This window comes from Ensifer adhaerens (assembly GCF_020035535.1).
Classification (GTDB): Bacteria; Pseudomonadota; Alphaproteobacteria; order Rhizobiales; family Rhizobiaceae; genus Ensifer.
The window spans coordinates 214,779-230,662 of record NZ_CP083350.1 but is presented as its reverse complement, the minus strand read 5'-3'; the positions used below and the strand labels follow the sequence as shown (position 1 = coordinate 230,662).

Annotated in this window: 16 protein-coding genes; 10 read left to right on the top strand and 6 right to left on the bottom strand. The window is 62.2% G+C overall.

The window, feature by feature from the left end; all coding sequences use genetic code 11:
- Nucleotide 1 precedes the first annotated feature (1 nt).
- From LAC81_RS21470 to LAC81_RS21425, 10 genes are all read left to right on the top strand, one after another.
- Complete coding sequence (locus tag LAC81_RS21470; RefSeq protein ID WP_223729227.1) at nt 2-1,114, top strand: mandelate racemase/muconate lactonizing enzyme family protein; 1,113 nt, start codon at nt 2-4, stop codon at nt 1,112-1,114.
- A gap of 15 nt (nt 1,115-1,129) precedes the next feature.
- On the top strand, nt 1,130-1,480 hold the full coding sequence (locus tag LAC81_RS21465) for an L-rhamnose mutarotase (protein WP_223729226.1): 351 nt from the start codon (nt 1,130-1,132) through the stop codon (nt 1,478-1,480).
- Nucleotides 1,473-2,552 (top strand): Gfo/Idh/MocA family protein, encoded by a 1,080-nt coding sequence (locus LAC81_RS21460; protein WP_223729225.1) that lies wholly within the window; start codon nt 1,473-1,475, stop codon nt 2,550-2,552. Before LAC81_RS21465 ends, LAC81_RS21460 begins: the two co-directional genes overlap by 8 nt.
- A gap of 1 nt (nt 2,553) precedes the next feature.
- Nucleotides 2,554-3,000, top strand: coding sequence for a MaoC/PaaZ C-terminal domain-containing protein (locus LAC81_RS21455; protein WP_223729224.1), 447 nt, complete (start codon nt 2,554-2,556; stop codon nt 2,998-3,000).
- A 10-nt stretch (nt 3,001-3,010) separates the two neighbouring features.
- Nucleotides 3,011-3,745 (top strand): SDR family oxidoreductase, encoded by a 735-nt coding sequence (locus LAC81_RS21450; protein ID WP_223729223.1) that lies wholly within the window; start codon nt 3,011-3,013, stop codon nt 3,743-3,745.
- A gap of 25 nt (nt 3,746-3,770) precedes the next feature.
- On the top strand, nt 3,771-4,616 hold the full coding sequence (locus tag LAC81_RS21445; RefSeq protein WP_223729222.1) for a fumarylacetoacetate hydrolase family protein: 846 nt from the start codon (nt 3,771-3,773) through the stop codon (nt 4,614-4,616).
- A gap of 19 nt (nt 4,617-4,635) precedes the next feature.
- Complete coding sequence (locus tag LAC81_RS21440; RefSeq protein WP_223729221.1) at nt 4,636-5,907, top strand: L-fuconate dehydratase; 1,272 nt, start codon at nt 4,636-4,638, stop codon at nt 5,905-5,907.
- 212 nt (nt 5,908-6,119) lie between these two features.
- On the top strand, nt 6,120-7,097 hold the full coding sequence (locus LAC81_RS21435) for a C4-dicarboxylate TRAP transporter substrate-binding protein (protein WP_113537425.1): 978 nt from the start codon (nt 6,120-6,122) through the stop codon (nt 7,095-7,097).
- A gap of 140 nt (nt 7,098-7,237) precedes the next feature.
- A complete protein-coding gene (locus LAC81_RS21430; RefSeq protein WP_223729220.1) occupies nt 7,238-7,747 on the top strand; it encodes a TRAP transporter small permease in 510 nt (169 codons plus the stop codon).
- Nucleotides 7,744-9,057 carry a TRAP transporter large permease gene (locus LAC81_RS21425; protein WP_113537423.1) on the top strand — a complete coding sequence of 438 codons (1,314 nt, stop codon included), beginning with the start codon at nt 7,744-7,746 and terminating at the stop codon, nt 9,055-9,057. Before LAC81_RS21430 ends, LAC81_RS21425 begins: the two co-directional genes overlap by 4 nt.
- 271 nt (nt 9,058-9,328) lie before the next feature.
- Here the strand turns inward: LAC81_RS21425 and LAC81_RS21420 are convergent, their stop codons facing one another.
- The 6 genes from LAC81_RS21420 to nosZ are packed head-to-tail and all read right to left on the bottom strand — an operon-like array spanning nt 9,329 to nt 15,862.
- Nucleotides 9,329-10,300 (bottom strand): FAD:protein FMN transferase, encoded by a 972-nt coding sequence (locus tag LAC81_RS21420; protein ID WP_223729219.1) that lies wholly within the window; start codon nt 10,298-10,300, stop codon nt 9,329-9,331.
- The gene (locus tag LAC81_RS21415) at nt 10,293-10,841 is read right to left on the bottom strand and encodes a nitrous oxide reductase accessory protein NosL (protein ID WP_223729218.1); all 549 of its coding nucleotides are present in this window, start codon (nt 10,839-10,841) and stop codon (nt 10,293-10,295) included. The genes LAC81_RS21420 and LAC81_RS21415 overlap by 8 nt, the downstream gene beginning before the upstream one ends.
- Nucleotides 10,838-11,665, bottom strand: coding sequence for an ABC transporter permease (locus LAC81_RS21410; protein ID WP_223729217.1), 828 nt, complete (start codon nt 11,663-11,665; stop codon nt 10,838-10,840). The genes LAC81_RS21415 and LAC81_RS21410 overlap by 4 nt, the downstream gene beginning before the upstream one ends.
- Complete coding sequence (locus LAC81_RS21405; protein WP_419195838.1) at nt 11,665-12,588, bottom strand: ABC transporter ATP-binding protein; 924 nt, start codon at nt 12,586-12,588, stop codon at nt 11,665-11,667. Before LAC81_RS21405 ends, LAC81_RS21410 begins: the two co-directional genes overlap by 1 nt.
- The gene (locus LAC81_RS21400) at nt 12,585-13,949 is read right to left on the bottom strand and encodes a nitrous oxide reductase family maturation protein NosD (protein WP_419195899.1); all 1,365 of its coding nucleotides are present in this window, start codon (nt 13,947-13,949) and stop codon (nt 12,585-12,587) included. The genes LAC81_RS21405 and LAC81_RS21400 overlap by 4 nt, the downstream gene beginning before the upstream one ends.
- On the bottom strand, nt 13,949-15,862 hold the full coding sequence (gene nosZ / locus LAC81_RS21395; protein ID WP_113537417.1) for a TAT-dependent nitrous-oxide reductase: 1,914 nt from the start codon (nt 15,860-15,862) through the stop codon (nt 13,949-13,951). Before nosZ ends, LAC81_RS21400 begins: the two co-directional genes overlap by 1 nt.
- Nucleotides 15,863-15,884 lie beyond the last annotated feature (22 nt).

Genomic DNA, 15,884 nt, shown 5'->3' with positions numbered 1-15,884 from the left:
CATGGCAAGAATCGAGAAAATTGAACTGCGCATGGTTGACCTGCCGCCGAAGGTGAAGCGGACCGATGCGATCCAGAGCTTCGTCAGCCAGGAAACCCCAATCGTCACCGTCACCGACAGCGATGGCGCAACCGGCACCGGCTACAGCTACACGATCGGTACCGGCGGTTCGTCGGTGATGCGGCTTCTCTCCGATCACCTGGTGCCGATCCTGATTGGCGAAGATGCCGATTGCATCGAGGCGATCTGGCACAGACTAGAATTTGCGACCCACGCCACAACGATCGGCCCGATAACGGCGCTGGCACTGGCTGCTGTCGATACGGCCCTTTGGGACCTGCGCGCCAAGAAGCAGAAGCTGCCGCTCTGGAAGCTTGCCGGCGGCGCCAAGGAGAGCTGCCCGCTCTATACGACCGAGGGCGGCTGGCTGCACATCGAGAAAGATGCGTTGGTCGAAGACGCGCTGGCCGCCAAGGCCAAGGGTTTTTCCGGTTCGAAGGTGAAGATCGGCAAGCCGCACGGTTCCGAGGACTACGATCGTCTGTCGGCGATGCGCAAGGCGCTCGGCGACGGCTTCGAGATCATGACCGACTGCAACCAGGGCTTCACCGTCGACGAGGCGATCCGCCGGGCATCGCGGCTGAAGGAACTGGATCTTGCCTGGATCGAGGAGCCGCTGCCGGCCGATGATCTCGACGGCCATATCCGGCTGACGCGCTTGACGCCAACGCCGATCGCGGTCGGCGAATCCATGTATTCGATCCGTCATTTCCGCGAATACATGCAGAAGGGCGCCTGCTCAATCGTCCAGGTCGACGTTGCCCGCATCGGCGGCATCACGCCGTGGCTGAAAGTCGCGCATGCGGCGGAAGCCTTCGACATTCCGGTCTGCCCGCATTTTCTGATGGAGTTGCATGTCAGTCTGGTCTGCGCGGTGCCGAACGGCAAATATGTCGAGTACATTCCGCAGCTCGACGACCTGACGACCAAGGGCATGGAGATCAGGAACGGTCGCGCTTTGGCACCGTCCGAGCCGGGCATCGGCATTTCCTGGGACTGGGATGCCGTGCGTGCGCGCTCGATCGACGAGTTCACGCGCGAGTTTCGTGGCTAGGGCAGGGAGGTCGTCATGCAGCGGATGGGAATGGTGATCGGTCTCGAAGCCTCGAAGATCGCCGAATACAAGGCTCTGCACGCGGCCGTCTGGCCGGAGATCCTCGCGCTGATTTCCGAGTGCAACGTCACCAATTACTCGATCTTCCTCAAGGAGCCGGAAAACCTGCTCTTCGGCTATTGGGAGTATGTCGGCGCGGATTTCGAGGCGGACATGGCGAAGATGGCGGCACACCCGAAGAACCAGGAATGGTGGTCGGTCTGCATGCCCTGCCAGAAGCCGCTTGAGACGCGAAAGGAAGGAGAGTGGTGGGCGATGACGGAAGAGGTCTTCCATCACGACGGCAAGGTCTCCCGCAATGGCTGACAATTTCGATCCGGGCGCGCTCAGGCAGTGGTGGCCGAAACCGGACAAGCCGCGGCCGATCGTGATCTTCGGTGCCGGCAGCATCGTCGGCGACGCGCATCTGCCAGCCTATCGCCAGGCGGGTTTCCCGGTTGCAGGGATTTATGACCCTGACCACTCCAAGGCAGCAGCCTTGGCAGACAAATGGGCTATCCGCGCCTTCGACAAAGAGGCGGATGCGCTTGCGGTCGCCGATGCGCTCTTCGACCTTGCGACCCCGCCGGCGGCCCATGCAGCCATCCTCGCCAAGCTGCCGATTGGCGCAGCCGCGCTGATCCAGAAGCCGATGGGTTCGGATCTTGAAGCTGCGACGGCCATTCTCGATATCTGCCGGACGCGCAACCTCAAGGCAGCCGTCAACTTCCAGCTTCGCTTTGCGCCGATGATGCTGGCGCTGAAAGACGCCATCGCCAAGGGGTACCTCGGCGAGGTCGTCGATTTCGACGCCTGGCTGGCGCTCGCCACCCCCTGGGGCCTGTGGCCGTTCCTCAAACGCCTGCCGCGCATCGAGATCGCCATGCACTCCATCCACTATCTGGACCTGGTGCGCGGCCTGCTCGGCAACCCCTTGGGCGTTCACGCCAAGACGATCGGCCATCCGAACCACGCGGTTGCCCAGACGCGGACGGCTGCGATCCTCGACTATGGCGATCGTGTGCGCTGCGTGCTCTCGGTCAATCACGATCATGATTTCGGCCGCAAGTTCCAGGCCTGCGAGTTCCGCATCTCGGGTACGTCGGGTGCCGCCTATGTGAAGCTCGGCGTCAATCTCGACTATCCCAAGGGCGAGCCGGACGAGCTCTGGATCAAGCCAGCCGGCGGCAGCGAGTGGGTTTCGGTACCGCTCGAAGGCGCTTGGTTCCCCGATGCCTTCGTCAACCGCATGGCCAATCTGCAGCGCTTCGCCACGGGCGAGGACCACGAACTGATCGGCTCGGTGGAGGACGCCTGGCAGACGATGGCCCTGGTCGAGGCCGCCTATCAATCGAGTGCCGCGCCGGCAACGGCGATCGCGCCACTTCCGGGACGCTGAGATGTCAGAACAGATCATCCATTTCGAAGATTACGAGTTGGGGCATGAGCGCCTGACGACGGGCCGCACGATCACCGAGACCGACTTCGTCGTCCATGCAGGGCACACCGGCGATTTCTTTCCGCATCACATGGACGCGGAGTTTGCCAAGACCCTGCCGGGCGGCCAGCGCATTGCCCACGGCACAATGATCTTTTCGATTGGCGTCGGGCTCACGGCATCGCTGATCAATCCGGTTGCCTTTTCCTACGGCTATGATCGTCTGCGCTTCGTGCGTCCGGTTCATATCGGCGATACGATCCGCACCCGCGTCACGATTTCTGCCAAGGAGGACGATCCGAAACGGCCGAAGTCGGGGCGCGTCGTGGAACGGTTAGAAGTTATCAACCAGCGTGGCGAGGTCGTCCTTGCCGCCGACCATATCCTGGTCGTCGAACGCAAAGCATGAGGGATCGAGAATGACAGCGGATCTTAAAGGCAAGGTCGTCCTGATTACGGCTGCCGCCCAAGGCATCGGCCGCGCTTCGGCTTTGGCCTTCGCAGGGGCCGGCGCGAAAGTGCATGCTACGGATATCAACGCCGATGCGCTTGCCGCGCTCGCCAGGGAGGCCGATATCGAGACCCATCGGCTCGACGTCCTCGATACTGGGGCCGTCGAAGCGCTGGTCGCAAAGATCGGCGCTGTCGATGTGCTCTTCAATTGCGCCGGTTTCGTGCATGCCGGCTCAATCCTGGAGATGAAGGATTCCGACCTCGAATTCGCCCTCGACCTCAACGTCAAGGCGATGATCCGCACCATCCGCGCGGTCCTGCCGGCGATGCTTCAGCGCAAGGACGGCGCCATCATCAACATGGCTTCGGTCGCTTCCAGCATCAAGGGTGTGCCTAACCGGTTTGCCTATGGCGTCACCAAGGCGGCGGTCATCGGTCTCACCAAGGCCGTTGCCGCCGACTATGTCTCTGAGGGTATTCGCTGCAACGCGATTTGCCCCGGCACAGTCGAAAGCCCGTCGCTGCAGGACCGCATGCGCGCCCAGGGCGACTATGAAACGGCGCGCGCCGCCTTCATCGCCCGCCAGCCGATGGGCCGCCTCGGCACCCCGGAAGAGATTGCCGACCTTGCCGTCCATCTCGCTGGCGCCACCTATACGACCGGTCAGGCCTATGCCATCGATGGCGGCTGGACCATCTGACAACAGACAAGCAGGAAGCAGAGATATGAAACTTCTTCGTTACGGCCTCCCGGGCCAGGAAAAGCCGGGCATCCTCGATGCGAACGGCACCTTGCGCGACCTTTCCGGCCACGTCGCCGATTTCTCCGGTGCGGCGCTCGACCCGGACAAACTCGCCGAACTCAAGGCGCTCGATCTTGCCGGTCTTCCGGCTGTAGACGGCAACCAGCGGCTCGGCCCCTGCGTGGCCGGTACCGGCAAGTTCATCTGCATCGGCCTCAACTATTCCGACCATGCCGCCGAGACGGGCGCCACGGTTCCCTCCGAACCGATCATCTTCATGAAGGCGACGTCGGCGATCGTCGGCCCGAATGACGACCTGATCATTCCGCGCGGCTCGGAGAAGACCGACTGGGAAGTGGAACTCGGCGTCGTCATCGGCCGCAAGGCGAAGTACGTCAGCGAGGCGGAAGCACTCGACTATGTCGCCGGCTACTGCACCGTGCACGACGTCTCCGAGCGTGCCTTCCAGATCGAGCGTCAGGGTCAGTGGACCAAGGGCAAGTCCTGCGACACCTTCGGCCCGACGGGCCCGTGGCTGGTGACGAAGGACGAGGTGCCGGATCCGCAGAACTTGCCGATGTGGCTGAAGGTCAACGGCGAAACCATGCAGAACGGCTCGTCGAAGACCATGGTTTACGGCGTCGCTTATCTCGTTTCGTACCTGTCGCAGTTCATGTCGCTGCAGCCGGGCGACATCATCTCCACCGGCACGCCGCCCGGCGTCGGCATGGGCATGAAGCCGCCGCGTTACCTTAGGGCTGGCGATGTCGTCGAACTCGGCATCGAGGGCCTCGGCAGCCAGAAGCAGTCCGTGCGCGCGGACGATTGATCATAAGACTGGAGTGACCATGACCCGCATCACTGATCTGCGCGTCTTCGACCTGCGCTTTCCGACCTCGCAGAGCCTCGACGGTTCCGACGCGATGAACCCGGACCCGGATTATTCCGCGGCCTATGTCATCCTCGACACCGATCGGGAGGGGCTTGCGGGCCATGGTCTCACCTTCACCATCGGCCGCGGCAACGACATCTGCTGCATGGCGATCAAGGCCATGGCGCATCTGATCGTCGGCCAGGACACAGCAGACATTCTCGCCCATCCCGGCCGCTTCTGGCGGCACCTGACCAGCGACAGCCAGCTGCGCTGGATCGGCCCGGAGAAAGGCGCGATGCATCTGGCGACCGGCGCTGTCGTCAACGCCGTTTGGGACCTGCTCGCCAAGGAAGCGGGCAAGCCCGTGTGGCGGCTTGTCGCCGACATGTCGCCGGAAGAGATCGCCGATATCGTCGACTATCGCTACATGACCGACGTTTTGACGCGTGACGAAGCGGTCGCCATCCTCAGCAAGGCCGAACCCGGCAAGGCGCAGCGCATCGCGACACTCGAGAAGGAAGGTTATGCTTGCTACACGACGTCGGCGGGCTGGCTCGGCTATGACGACGACAAGCTCCGACGTCTCGCCCAGGAGGCGATCGACGAAGGCTTCAACCATATCAAGATGAAGGTCGGCCGAGACCTTGCCGACGACATCCGGCGACTGACGATCGCCCGCGAGGTAATCGGGCCGGACCGCTACCTGATGATCGACGCCAACCAGGTCTGGGAGGTCGGCGAGGCGATCGACTGGGTCAAGCAGCTCGCCTTTGCCAAGCCGTTTTTCATCGAGGAGCCGACTAGCCCCGACGACGTTGCCGGTCACCGCAAGATCCGCGAGGCAATCGGGCCGGTGAAGGTCGCAACCGGTGAGATGTGCCAGAACCGCATCATGTTCAAGCAGTTCATCGCCGAGGGCGCGATCGACATCGTCCAGATCGACTCGTGCCGCATGGGCGGTCTCAACGAGGTTTTGGCGGTGCTGCTGGTCGCGGCGAAGTACGAGCTGCCGGTCTGGCCGCATGCCGGCGGCGTTGGCCTTTGCGAATATGTGCAGCACCTGTCGATGATCGACTACGTCGCCGTCTCCGGCACGAAGGAGGGACGTGTCATCGAATATGTCGACCATCTGCACGAGCACTTCGTCGATCCCTGCGTGATTGAAGACGCAGCCTACATGCCGCCGCAACGGCCGGGCTTCTCCATCGAGATGAAGCCGCAATCGATCGCGGAATACACATTCTGAGGATGACCGAAGAATTCATATAAAAATACATCATTCAAAGTTCTGAGGCCGGAGCGATGGTCCATCGCTCCGGCTTTTTTGCATTCTTTCCAAAAAGCGGCGAAGACGTGGGTGAGAGCGTATCCTTTCACTCTTGACGCAAAAGTTCATTCATGAATAGATCATTCATCCGTTGTGCGTTCCGGAGGGGGGTCCGGAAAGAGGAGGAACTGATGAAGACCTTGATCGTCGCAGCCGCTCTGGCTGCCCTTTCCTGTTGCGGCATTGCCAATGCGCAGGAGTACAGCCTGCGGTTCTCGACCTCGCAGGTGAACCCCAACGAGCCCATCGTCAAAGCGATGAAGACCTATGCCGAACGTGTCGGCGAACGCTCCGGCGGCCGCATTGCCATCACGGTCATGACGGGTGATCAGCTTGGGGCGCAGAAGAAGGTCAACGAAATGGTCATGAGTGGGGCGAGCCTGCTCAGCGCCACGGACTATGGCCAGCTCGGCCAGTTCGTTCCGGACCTGTCGATCCTGGCCGGACCCTATGTCTATCCGGATCTCGCCGCGACCGACCGTCTCTTCGCCTCGGATCTCTACAAGGAGCTGTCCGGCAAGCTGGAAGCGCAGGGCATCAAGATCATCATGCCGAATGGCCTCTTCGGCTATCGCCACATCATCGCCAACAAACCGGTGCGCTCACCGGCCGACCTTGCCGGCGTCACCATTCGCGTGCCGTCCTCGCCGATCATGATGGCCACCTTCGGCAACTATGGTGCCCGCCCGACGGAACTGCCCTGGGGCGACGTCTACAACGCCCTGCAGACCGGTGTCGTCGACGCGGCCGAAGGTCCCTTCGGCTCGATCGCCGGGGCAAAGCTGAACGAAACCCGCAAGGTGATTTCGAAGACCGGTCACCAGATCATGTTCACGGCCTGGGTGGCTTCCAGTCAGTTCTTCAACGGCCTGCCGGAAGACCTGCAAAAGATCCTGCTCGAAGAGGGGCAGACGATCGCCAAGGAACTGACTGAGATGACGCTCGAGACCGATGATGCCTACGCCAAGCAGCTCGCTGCCTCCGGCGTCGAAATCGTCACCGACATCGACGTCCCAGCCTTCATCGAAGCCTCGCGCGCGGCCTACGAGAAGGTGCCGAACATCACGCCGGGAATGTACGATCAGGTGCAGAAGGCAATGGCCGAGTAACGCTGTACCGGGCGTGGCTCGAATGGCTACGCCCGGACATTCTCTCGCGCGTCGCGGCGCGATGACGCCAGGCCGCGCGGGCATGTCCGCCCGTTCGGTGCCGCCACTCCCATTCCGCCCCTTAGGACTTCGAGGCAACCATGGAAACTTCACCACCGGAGGAAGCAATTCCTCTGCTCAGTCTGCGTCGCGCCGATGAGGCGATTGGCGTTGCGGCGCTGCTCGTCATCGTATTTTCGATACTTTGGGGCGTGATCAGCCGCTACATCTTCCCGCAGCCGGCTGCCTGGACATACGAACTGGCGATCATGGCCTTTGCCTATCTCGTCTTCTTCGGCGCAGTCGCCGGTGTCCGCCTCGGCACACATGCCGCCATCGACGTTCTCGTCGCAACCTTCCCCGAAAGCTGGCAGAAGGCTGTCGCCTGGTTCAACTATCTTCTGCTGGCGCTTTTCTTCATCGCCATGACGGTCCTCTTTGCGTGGCAGGCCTGGACCTCGCGGCATGTGCACACGATCGCGCTCGACCTGTCGCGCAGTCTTTCCTACGGGCCGCTCGCACTCGCCTCGGCCGGTATGCTGGTCCAGCACCTCATTGTCGAAAGACCCTGGACCATCCGCCTGCATCGCAATGTGGAATCGCTGATATGACCTTCTTCCATCTGGCTGGCCCCTCGCTCCTGGTCGTCGTTCTCTTCCTGCTGTCGACGCCGATCACCTGGGCCATGGCGATCGGAGCGCTCGCCTTCTTCGTCATCAACATGGACATGATCCCGCTGGCGAACTTCGCCCAGGAAATGGCGGAGGGCAGCCAATCCGTCTCGTTGCTGGCGCTGCCGCTGTTCGTGCTTGCCGGCTGCATCATGAACGCATCGGGGATCACCCGGCGCCTGCTGGCGCTCGCAGACGTGATGGTCGGCCACATGACCGGAGCGCTGGCGCAGATGTGCACCGTGCTCGGCACCTTGCTCGGCGGTCTGACCGCGTCGGCAAACGCCGATGCTGCGATGTTGGCGAAGACCCTTGGCGTCGAAATGGCGGAGCGAGGCTATAGCCGCGCCTTTGCGGCGGTCATCACATCCTCGGCCTCCATCATCACCAGCCTCATCCCGCCTTCGATCGGTCTCATCGTCTATGGTTTCCTGGCGGAAACCTCCATCGGCCGGCTCTTCGCAGCCGGTGTCGTGCCGGGCCTGGTGCTCGCTGCCGGACTGATGATCACCACCTATTTCATCGCCCGCAAACGTGGCTACAAGCCGCTCCGCAAGGAGCGCGCCACGCGGGCGGAGGGCACCCGGGCGCTGATCGACGGGCTTTGGGCATTGTCGATCCCGGTCGTGATCTTCGCGGGCACGCGCTACGGCATCTTCACCACCACCGAAGCCGGCGCCGTGGTGGTCGTCTATGTGCTTTTCGTCGCCGTCTTCGGCTACCGTGAATTCACGCTACGGCAGATCCCGGAAGTGCTTGCCGAGTCGGTGCGCGATTCCGCCGTCGTGATGATCATGATCTGCGCGGCCGCGGCCTTCGGCTTCTATCTCGCCTGGGAACAGGTGCCGCAAGCCATGTCTGGCTGGCTGGGCGGTGCAACCGACAATCCGCTGCTCATGCTGCTCCTGATCAATGTTCTGCTGATTGTCATCGGAACGGCGATCGAAGGATCGGCTGCGCTCATCATCCTGACACCGATGCTGATCCCGATCATCGACGGTGTCGGTATCGATCGCGTGCATTTCGGCGTCGTCTTCATCACCAACCTGACGATCGCCGGCATCACGCCGCCGGTCGGTGGGTTGATGTACATCTCGTCGATGGTGCTGAAAGTGCCGATGATGGCCTATGCGCGCGAGGTGCTGCCTTATCTCGCGATGATGATGGTTCTGCTGGTGATGCTCAGCATGTTCCCGCAGCTGTCACTGTGGCTTCCGAACCTCGTCTACGGAACGAGTGCCGTGCAGTAGCGTACGCTCAGAAGGCCTCCGCGCCGACGGAGGGCCTTACGGCAGCGGAGACGTTCGGCCGGCCCCGTTACCCTGGGTTCGTGGCAAACCGCTTCGACACGTTCGGGCGACCGATGGCAAGGAGCGCAGTCGGGAAGCCAGGGGCAGCCGGCGTGTGAGAGACCGTTCAATCGGTCGGTCGTTCGTTTTCAGAAACGCCGACGCGCGCCCAATCAAGCGGGCTCCGGAGTGATCTGTCTGTCCATGAGTTTCGCCAGCCGATCGGGCCTTATCATTGGCTCTTGAGATGCACCTCGACCGAGGTCTGCTGCCTTGCCAATGCATCGATCTCTTCGGGCGCCATCAGCGAAAACGCCGTCGAAAGGGCATCAGCCGTCGAAGCCTCCGGTGCAACGACCGAAACGCGAGAATACCGCTGTGCGGTGGTGCCGCTCCGCGGGTCGAGGATGTGACTGAACCGGCCATCGGCGTCGAACTGGAACCCCTGTCCGGACGAGGTAGCGACCGCGCGGTCGGTGACATCCAGGGTCGCATCGACCTCATCCGCATCCTCAAAGTCGGCAAGTCCGATCCGCCAGGGCTGCCCGTTGGCGCGTGCGCCGATGGCACGGTTCTCGCCCATGTCGACGAGACTGCTGGTGATGCCGGCCTCACGCAAGAGCACGACGACGCGATCTGTCACGTAGCCCTGGGCGATGCCGTTGAGCGTCAGTGCCATGCCGCGGCGAGAGAAAGCGATGCGATTGCGGTCGACCCGTACCTGCGCGAAATCGGCAAGGGCCAGCGCCTCGCGCACCTTGTCCTGATGAGGCCCGGCAGGGTCGGCTTCGGGTCTTGCGAAGTGTCGCGCATAGAGCGCCCAGAGGGGCTGTATAGCGGGCTCGAACCGGCCGCCGGTAAGGGCGTGAAAACGGCCCGATATCTCCAGGAGTTCGACAAGCTCGGTTGGCGGGTTTGCAAGAGCGCCAAGCCGATTCAGTTGGCTGAGTGCCGAATCCTCGCGATAGAGGCTGAAGAGATCCTCGAGGCGGCGAACCTCTGCTACCACTCTGGTGACAAGCACCTTTGCTTGCGCGCGGTCTTCATGATTGAGGACAAGCATGGCCGGCGCGCCTAGAGCTTGACCGTGCCAGACGACAGGCTCGACCGGTACCGCCGCCCGGCCCGTTCCTCGCAGCAGCGGCAACCCGGCGAAAGCCGCCATGATCGTGATGAAGCGCCGGCGGCCGACAGGTTTATCCATGATCGTGTCCTCCCGGTACTTCGGCCTCATCGGCGTTTCCTTCGCCCGCGCCCAGGATGTAGCTTTCGGGAAGATCGGCGAAATGCACGATGCGGCCACCGTTCTTGGCAATGAAGGCCTGGGCAGCCTCCTGCGAGGAGAAGGGCACGGCTTCTTCCGCGCCCATCCCGCCTCTAAGCCGGCTGTCGATGACGAAAACTGCCTTGCGCGCGTCGATCCAGTTATCGGCGCCGGGTTTCTCCCAGCTCGGCGCCTTGCCCATGTCGGATACGTAGATGGCAGCGATTTCCTTCGGCTCGTCCGGCAGCATGGTGAAGGCGACGGTGTCGCGGGCCGACGAAAACCAGATGGCTTCCGGTATCTTCTCAAGGATGATCTGGCCCTTGGGGCCGGCGTGTTCCAGAACATTCATGCCGCAATAGCGGCCCATGGCATCCTGGGTGAGGGCATAGGGCGCAGGCATTTCTGCCTGTTCCTTGTTTTCGCAGGCAGCAAGCACCAGCGAAGCTGCGACGATGAGGGCAAAGCGGACGGGTTTCAAATGTCCCTCCTGGAGAAAAGCAGGGTGGCAAGAGCGAGCGGTGCGGCTGTCCAGACGCAGAGCGCTGTAAGCAGGACCTCGCCCGTGAGGATCGAATTCTTGGCAACACCGCCCATGCCCGAGAGCGCAGCAGCGCCGCCGCTGCCGAGATTGAGAAGACGGTAGGCATCGGTGGGGTTGGCGAGAAGCAGGAAATCGAGCAGCCCGTCCGGCAGTGAACGGCCCTGTGCCGCCACGAGCCCTCCGAGGAGAGCCATGTCGTAGATCAGCACGAAGAACAGCCACAGGCCGATGGCAATGCCGCCCGCAGTGCTGCGCTCACCGGCACTTGCACTGATAAAATATCCGATTGCCACGAAGACCGCGCCCAGCAGGACGGAAGATCCTGTCATGGAAACGAAAGCCAGCCAGCTTTGCGCGTCCGTTGCACCGCCCATCAAGGCGAGTGCGATCGCGGCTGCGCCATAGCCGCAAATGGTCGCAAAACACAGGATGGCGATGTGGCCGAGGAACTTGCCGAGCACGATCTGGCCGCGCCCGATGGGGTAGCCGAGCAGCAGCAGCATGGTGCCGCGTTCCACCTCGCCAACGATGGCATCGTGAGAAATCAGAAGCGCGATCAGTGGCACCAGAAAGATCGTCAGGCTGGAAAGGCTGACGATCACCACGTCGAGGCGGCTCGCCCCGACATTGCCGGTGGGCGCGCTTCCGAGAAACGTCAGCGTCAGCGCGAGTGCGGCGAGGACCAATGTCGTGGCAAGGACCCAGCGATTGCGCATGCCTTCGCGAACTTCCTTGGCTGCGATAATCAGGATGTTGCGCATCACGCCGCCTCCTGGCTGTTCAGGAAATGAGCGTAGAGATCGTCGAGTGTCGGCTCTATCATCGTCAGCGTATCGATACCGGAGGCGGCATCGCTGAGGCGATGCAACAGTGGAAGTCTTTCGGCATGCGCCACCTCGGTTTCCAGGCTGCCGTCGCCTGCTTCCGTCCAGCGGACGCCGGTCTTTTCGAGAAGATCGGGTCTTTGGCCGGAGGCCGATCGCACCCGGATCCGGGACGGGAGGCTCGCGATCCGCCTGAGGTCGTCGATGGTGCCATCTGCGATCTGCGAGCCGCGATTGACGATAATCACGCGCCCTGCGCGATCCTCGAGCTCCCCAAGCGCATGCGAGGACAAAAGGATCGTTGTTCCGCCGGCACGCAGTTCATCGATGAGGGCGTAGAAGTTGCGCCGCAGCGCCGGATCGAGACCGCTCGTCGGCTCGTCAAGAAACAGCACCTTTGGTGCGCCGAGCAGCGCCTGCGCCAGGCCGAGCCTTTGCCGCATGCCCTTGGAATAGGTGCGGATGGGACGGTCCGCGGCGCTGGCCGCAAGCCCGACGCGCCCGAAGAGTTCGTCCGCGGACCTCACGTCCACCCGCTTCAGGCGCGCGTAGAAGGACAGGGTTTCGCGTCCCGTCAGTGCCATATGAAAAGACACGCTCTCGGGCAGGTAGCCAAGTGCCCGACGGACGCCGAAATCGCCGTTTGCCGGATCTTCGCCGAGGACGCGAACCTCGCCGGATGTCGGGCGGATAAGCCCGAGCAGCAGCTTGATCAGCGTCGTCTTGCCGGCACCATTGTGGCCGACCAGCGCAACGGTCTCGCCTTCGTCGAGGGTGAAGGAAAGCTCCCGCAGGGCATCCACCTTGCCGCCGTATCGTTTCGAAACCCCTTTGACGCTAACGGTCGAGGTCATGGTCATTGTTCCTTTCGTGCCGGCATCGCCATCAGCGGGTGGCTGTCGGTGACGCCGCCGGGCAGAAGTGCTGGAAACCGGGCCTGGGCCCAGCGCACGACCTGAACGGCAGGGCTGCTCGTCAGCACGCGCGCCTGCGGTGCCGTCCAGAGCACCCGATCGATCAGATCGTTGGGGCGATAGGCGTTGTCGGAGATGCCGTCGCCGTCGAGATCGAAGGCCGGATTGTCGCTCCAGTAGTTGCCACGCCCATCCTCGGACCAGTCGAGATAGCGGGCGCCGACATATTTCACCTGGTTGCGATTGCCGACGAAAGCGTTGCCGCTCAGCTTGTTGCTTTCAGAACCTGCGGTGAAATGGATGCCGATCGCACAGCCCTCGAACAAGTTGTCACGCAGGCGGTTCTTGTTCGCGTTGTAGATGAAGACGCATTTGTCCGGACCGGGGCGCATCCCCGTTTTGTCTTCGGCGGCGCTGCCATCGGCTGTCGGAGTGCCGTGCTCCTGGGAGCGGACGCCGCGCTCGGCCCAGCGCGAGACCGGCTGCAGACGTCCTTTGACGATATTGCCGGTGATGGTTGAGCCGTTAGCGTAGTTCAAAAGCAGACCGTGATCGCGATCGCCGTCGGAGATGTTGCCGGTGATCTTCAACCGGCTCGAGAACATGATGGCATAGCCGACCGAGTTGCCGGTGGAGATGTTGTCGCTGATCTCGCTGTCGTTCGTGTACATGTAATGGATCGCGAAACGCAGATTGCTGAAGCGGTTGCCGCTGAAGACGTTGCGTTTGCTTGCGTTGGTCGCGATGCCGTCGCGCCCTAAACTGATGTCGTTTCCGGTTACCCGTGCGCCGGGTGCATTCCAGAGCGTCACGCCATTGCCGGTTTCGCTCAGTCGGCCTTCCCCTGTGCCGATGATGACGTTGTCGCGGGCAATAGAGTTCTCCGCGCCATGCAGATAGATGCCGTAAAGATTGCCTTCGATCCGGCTCTTTTCGACGATCGCCCGCTTGGCGCTTTGCGCAACGAAGACGCCCGAATTCATGTCTTCGAGCGAGCTGCCCGATCCCGAAACGGTAATGCTGCTGAAGACCACGTCTTCGGCGGTGATGGTGACGACGCTGCCCTTGCCGTTTCCCTTGATCGAGGCGCCCGGTTCGCCGCGCAGCGTGAGTGGCACGCCGATCGTGACCGGGCCGAAGAACTCTCCCTTCTCCAGCACCAGTTCATCGCCCGGCTTGGCAGTATCGATGGCTTGCTGGAGGGACGATACGGCAGCAGGCGAGAGGCGGATCGTTTCCGCCCCCGCCGTTGCCGGGATGGCGGCGACTGCCGCCATCCCGAGCAATGTCGCCTTGTGGAGACGCATCATGCCTTCTTCGGCTCCACGAACATCCGGCCCTTCATCTCCATGTGCATGGCATGGCAGAACCAGGAGCAATAGTACCACCACACGCCGGGCTTATCGGCGGTGAAGGTCACGGACGCCGTCGCCTGCGGCGCAACTTCCATGTTGATGCCGTAGTTGATGATCGAGAAGCCGTGCGTGAGATCTTCCACCTCGTCGATGTTGGTGATGTAGACGGTCACCTCATCGCCCTGCTTGACCGAGAAGCTCTCCAATCCGAAGGCGGGCGCGGCCGATGTCATGTAGACGCGGACCTTGTTGCCGTCGCGGATCACTTCGGAATCGATCAGAAGGTCGATGTTGTCGGCCTTTGCCTGGGCGACCGCATCGGCGAAGAAGCTGTCGTCGCGGCTCCAGATGCTGACCGGGTTGATCTTCGAGTTGTGAACGATCGTCGCGTCATGCGGCTCGGCAAACGTCGGGTTGTCGTGAACCAGCACCATCTCGTCGCCGGAGATGTCGATGAGCTGATCGTTCTCGGGCTTCAGCGGGCCGACGTTGAGATAGCGGTCCTTTGAGAATTTATTCAGCGAAATCAGCCACTTGCCATCAGCATCCTTAGTCTGGCCCATGGACGTGTGGTTGTGGCCGGGCTGATACTGCACATCGAGCTTCTGCCGGATCGGGTTGACCTTTTCGCCCTTGTAGGCGCGCCTTGCATCCTCAAGGTTCCACTTGCAGATCTGGCTGTCGATGAAGAGCGTCGTGTAGCAATTGCCCCGACCGTCATAGGCGGTATGCAACGGACCAAGCCCGAGTTCCGGCTCGGCAACGACCGTGTCACGCGGCTTGATCTTGTCGTCGAAAAGGTCGTCGAACAGGCGCACGTCCATGACGGTAACGGTCGGCGACAGCTTGCCGTTTGCGACGATGTGAATGCCATCCGGCGCCGTGTTCATGCCGTGCGGGCCATTGGAAACCGGGATGTAGCGGGTGTAGGGCGAACCCTTGCGGCCGTCGACGACCGGGACGCCGCCCATTTCCTTGAAGTCGCCTTTCGCGACCGCTTCCTCGATGCGCTTGAGGTTGAAGACGACGATCCAGTCCTGGTCCTTCGCCATCATCTCCGCGAGGTTCACGCCTTCTTCGGAGTTATAGCAGGTGGCGAAGGCATATTTGCCCTGGTAGTCGGCGTCGACGTTATCGAGATTGCCGTCGACCATGACCTGCCACGCGACTTTCATCGTGTCGCCGTCGATCGCCGAGAAGATCGCGTGATACTGCTTGTGGTCGTCGAGAACCGAGCCGTCGTTCGGGATCGGCACGCGATCTTCGCCATTGGCAAAGACGTAGCCGGTGCGCGGGTACTTCTGTACGCGCAGTCCGTGAACCGTGTGCTGGTTCGGCAGCTGGATGATCTTGTCGCACCTCATCACGTCGAGGCGGATGCGGCAGACACGCGTGTTGGCCTTGTCGTTCGCGAAGAGGTAGCGCCCGTCATAGGTGCCTTCGGTGAAGGACGGATGCGGGTGGTGCAGGTCGCCGTTGAGATAGATGCCGCCCTTGTCCTTCAGATATTCCTTGGTCTCCGGCAGAAGCCCCTCGGTCAGGATCTTGCGGCTCTCGTTCGTCTGCCCCCAACCGGTGGCGCTGTCGCGATTGAAGACCGGAATTCGCATCAATTCGCGCATAGACGGCAAGCCGAGGATGCGGACCTCGCCGCTGTGGCCGCCGGAGAAGAACACATAGTATTCGTCGAGTTCGCCGGGCTTCACTTCAATGGACTGGCCACCGGCGGCAAGTGCCGGGGCCGCCGTGACGGTGGAAATGGTAACCGCGCCGCCGACCGCAGCGGCGCCCGCAACGGCCGCTGCTGCCGTCGAGCCGAGCAGCTGGCGCCTGCTGAGGGCGGTTGGGATGGTGGGATCTGACATGTCTATGCTCCTTTGATGATGG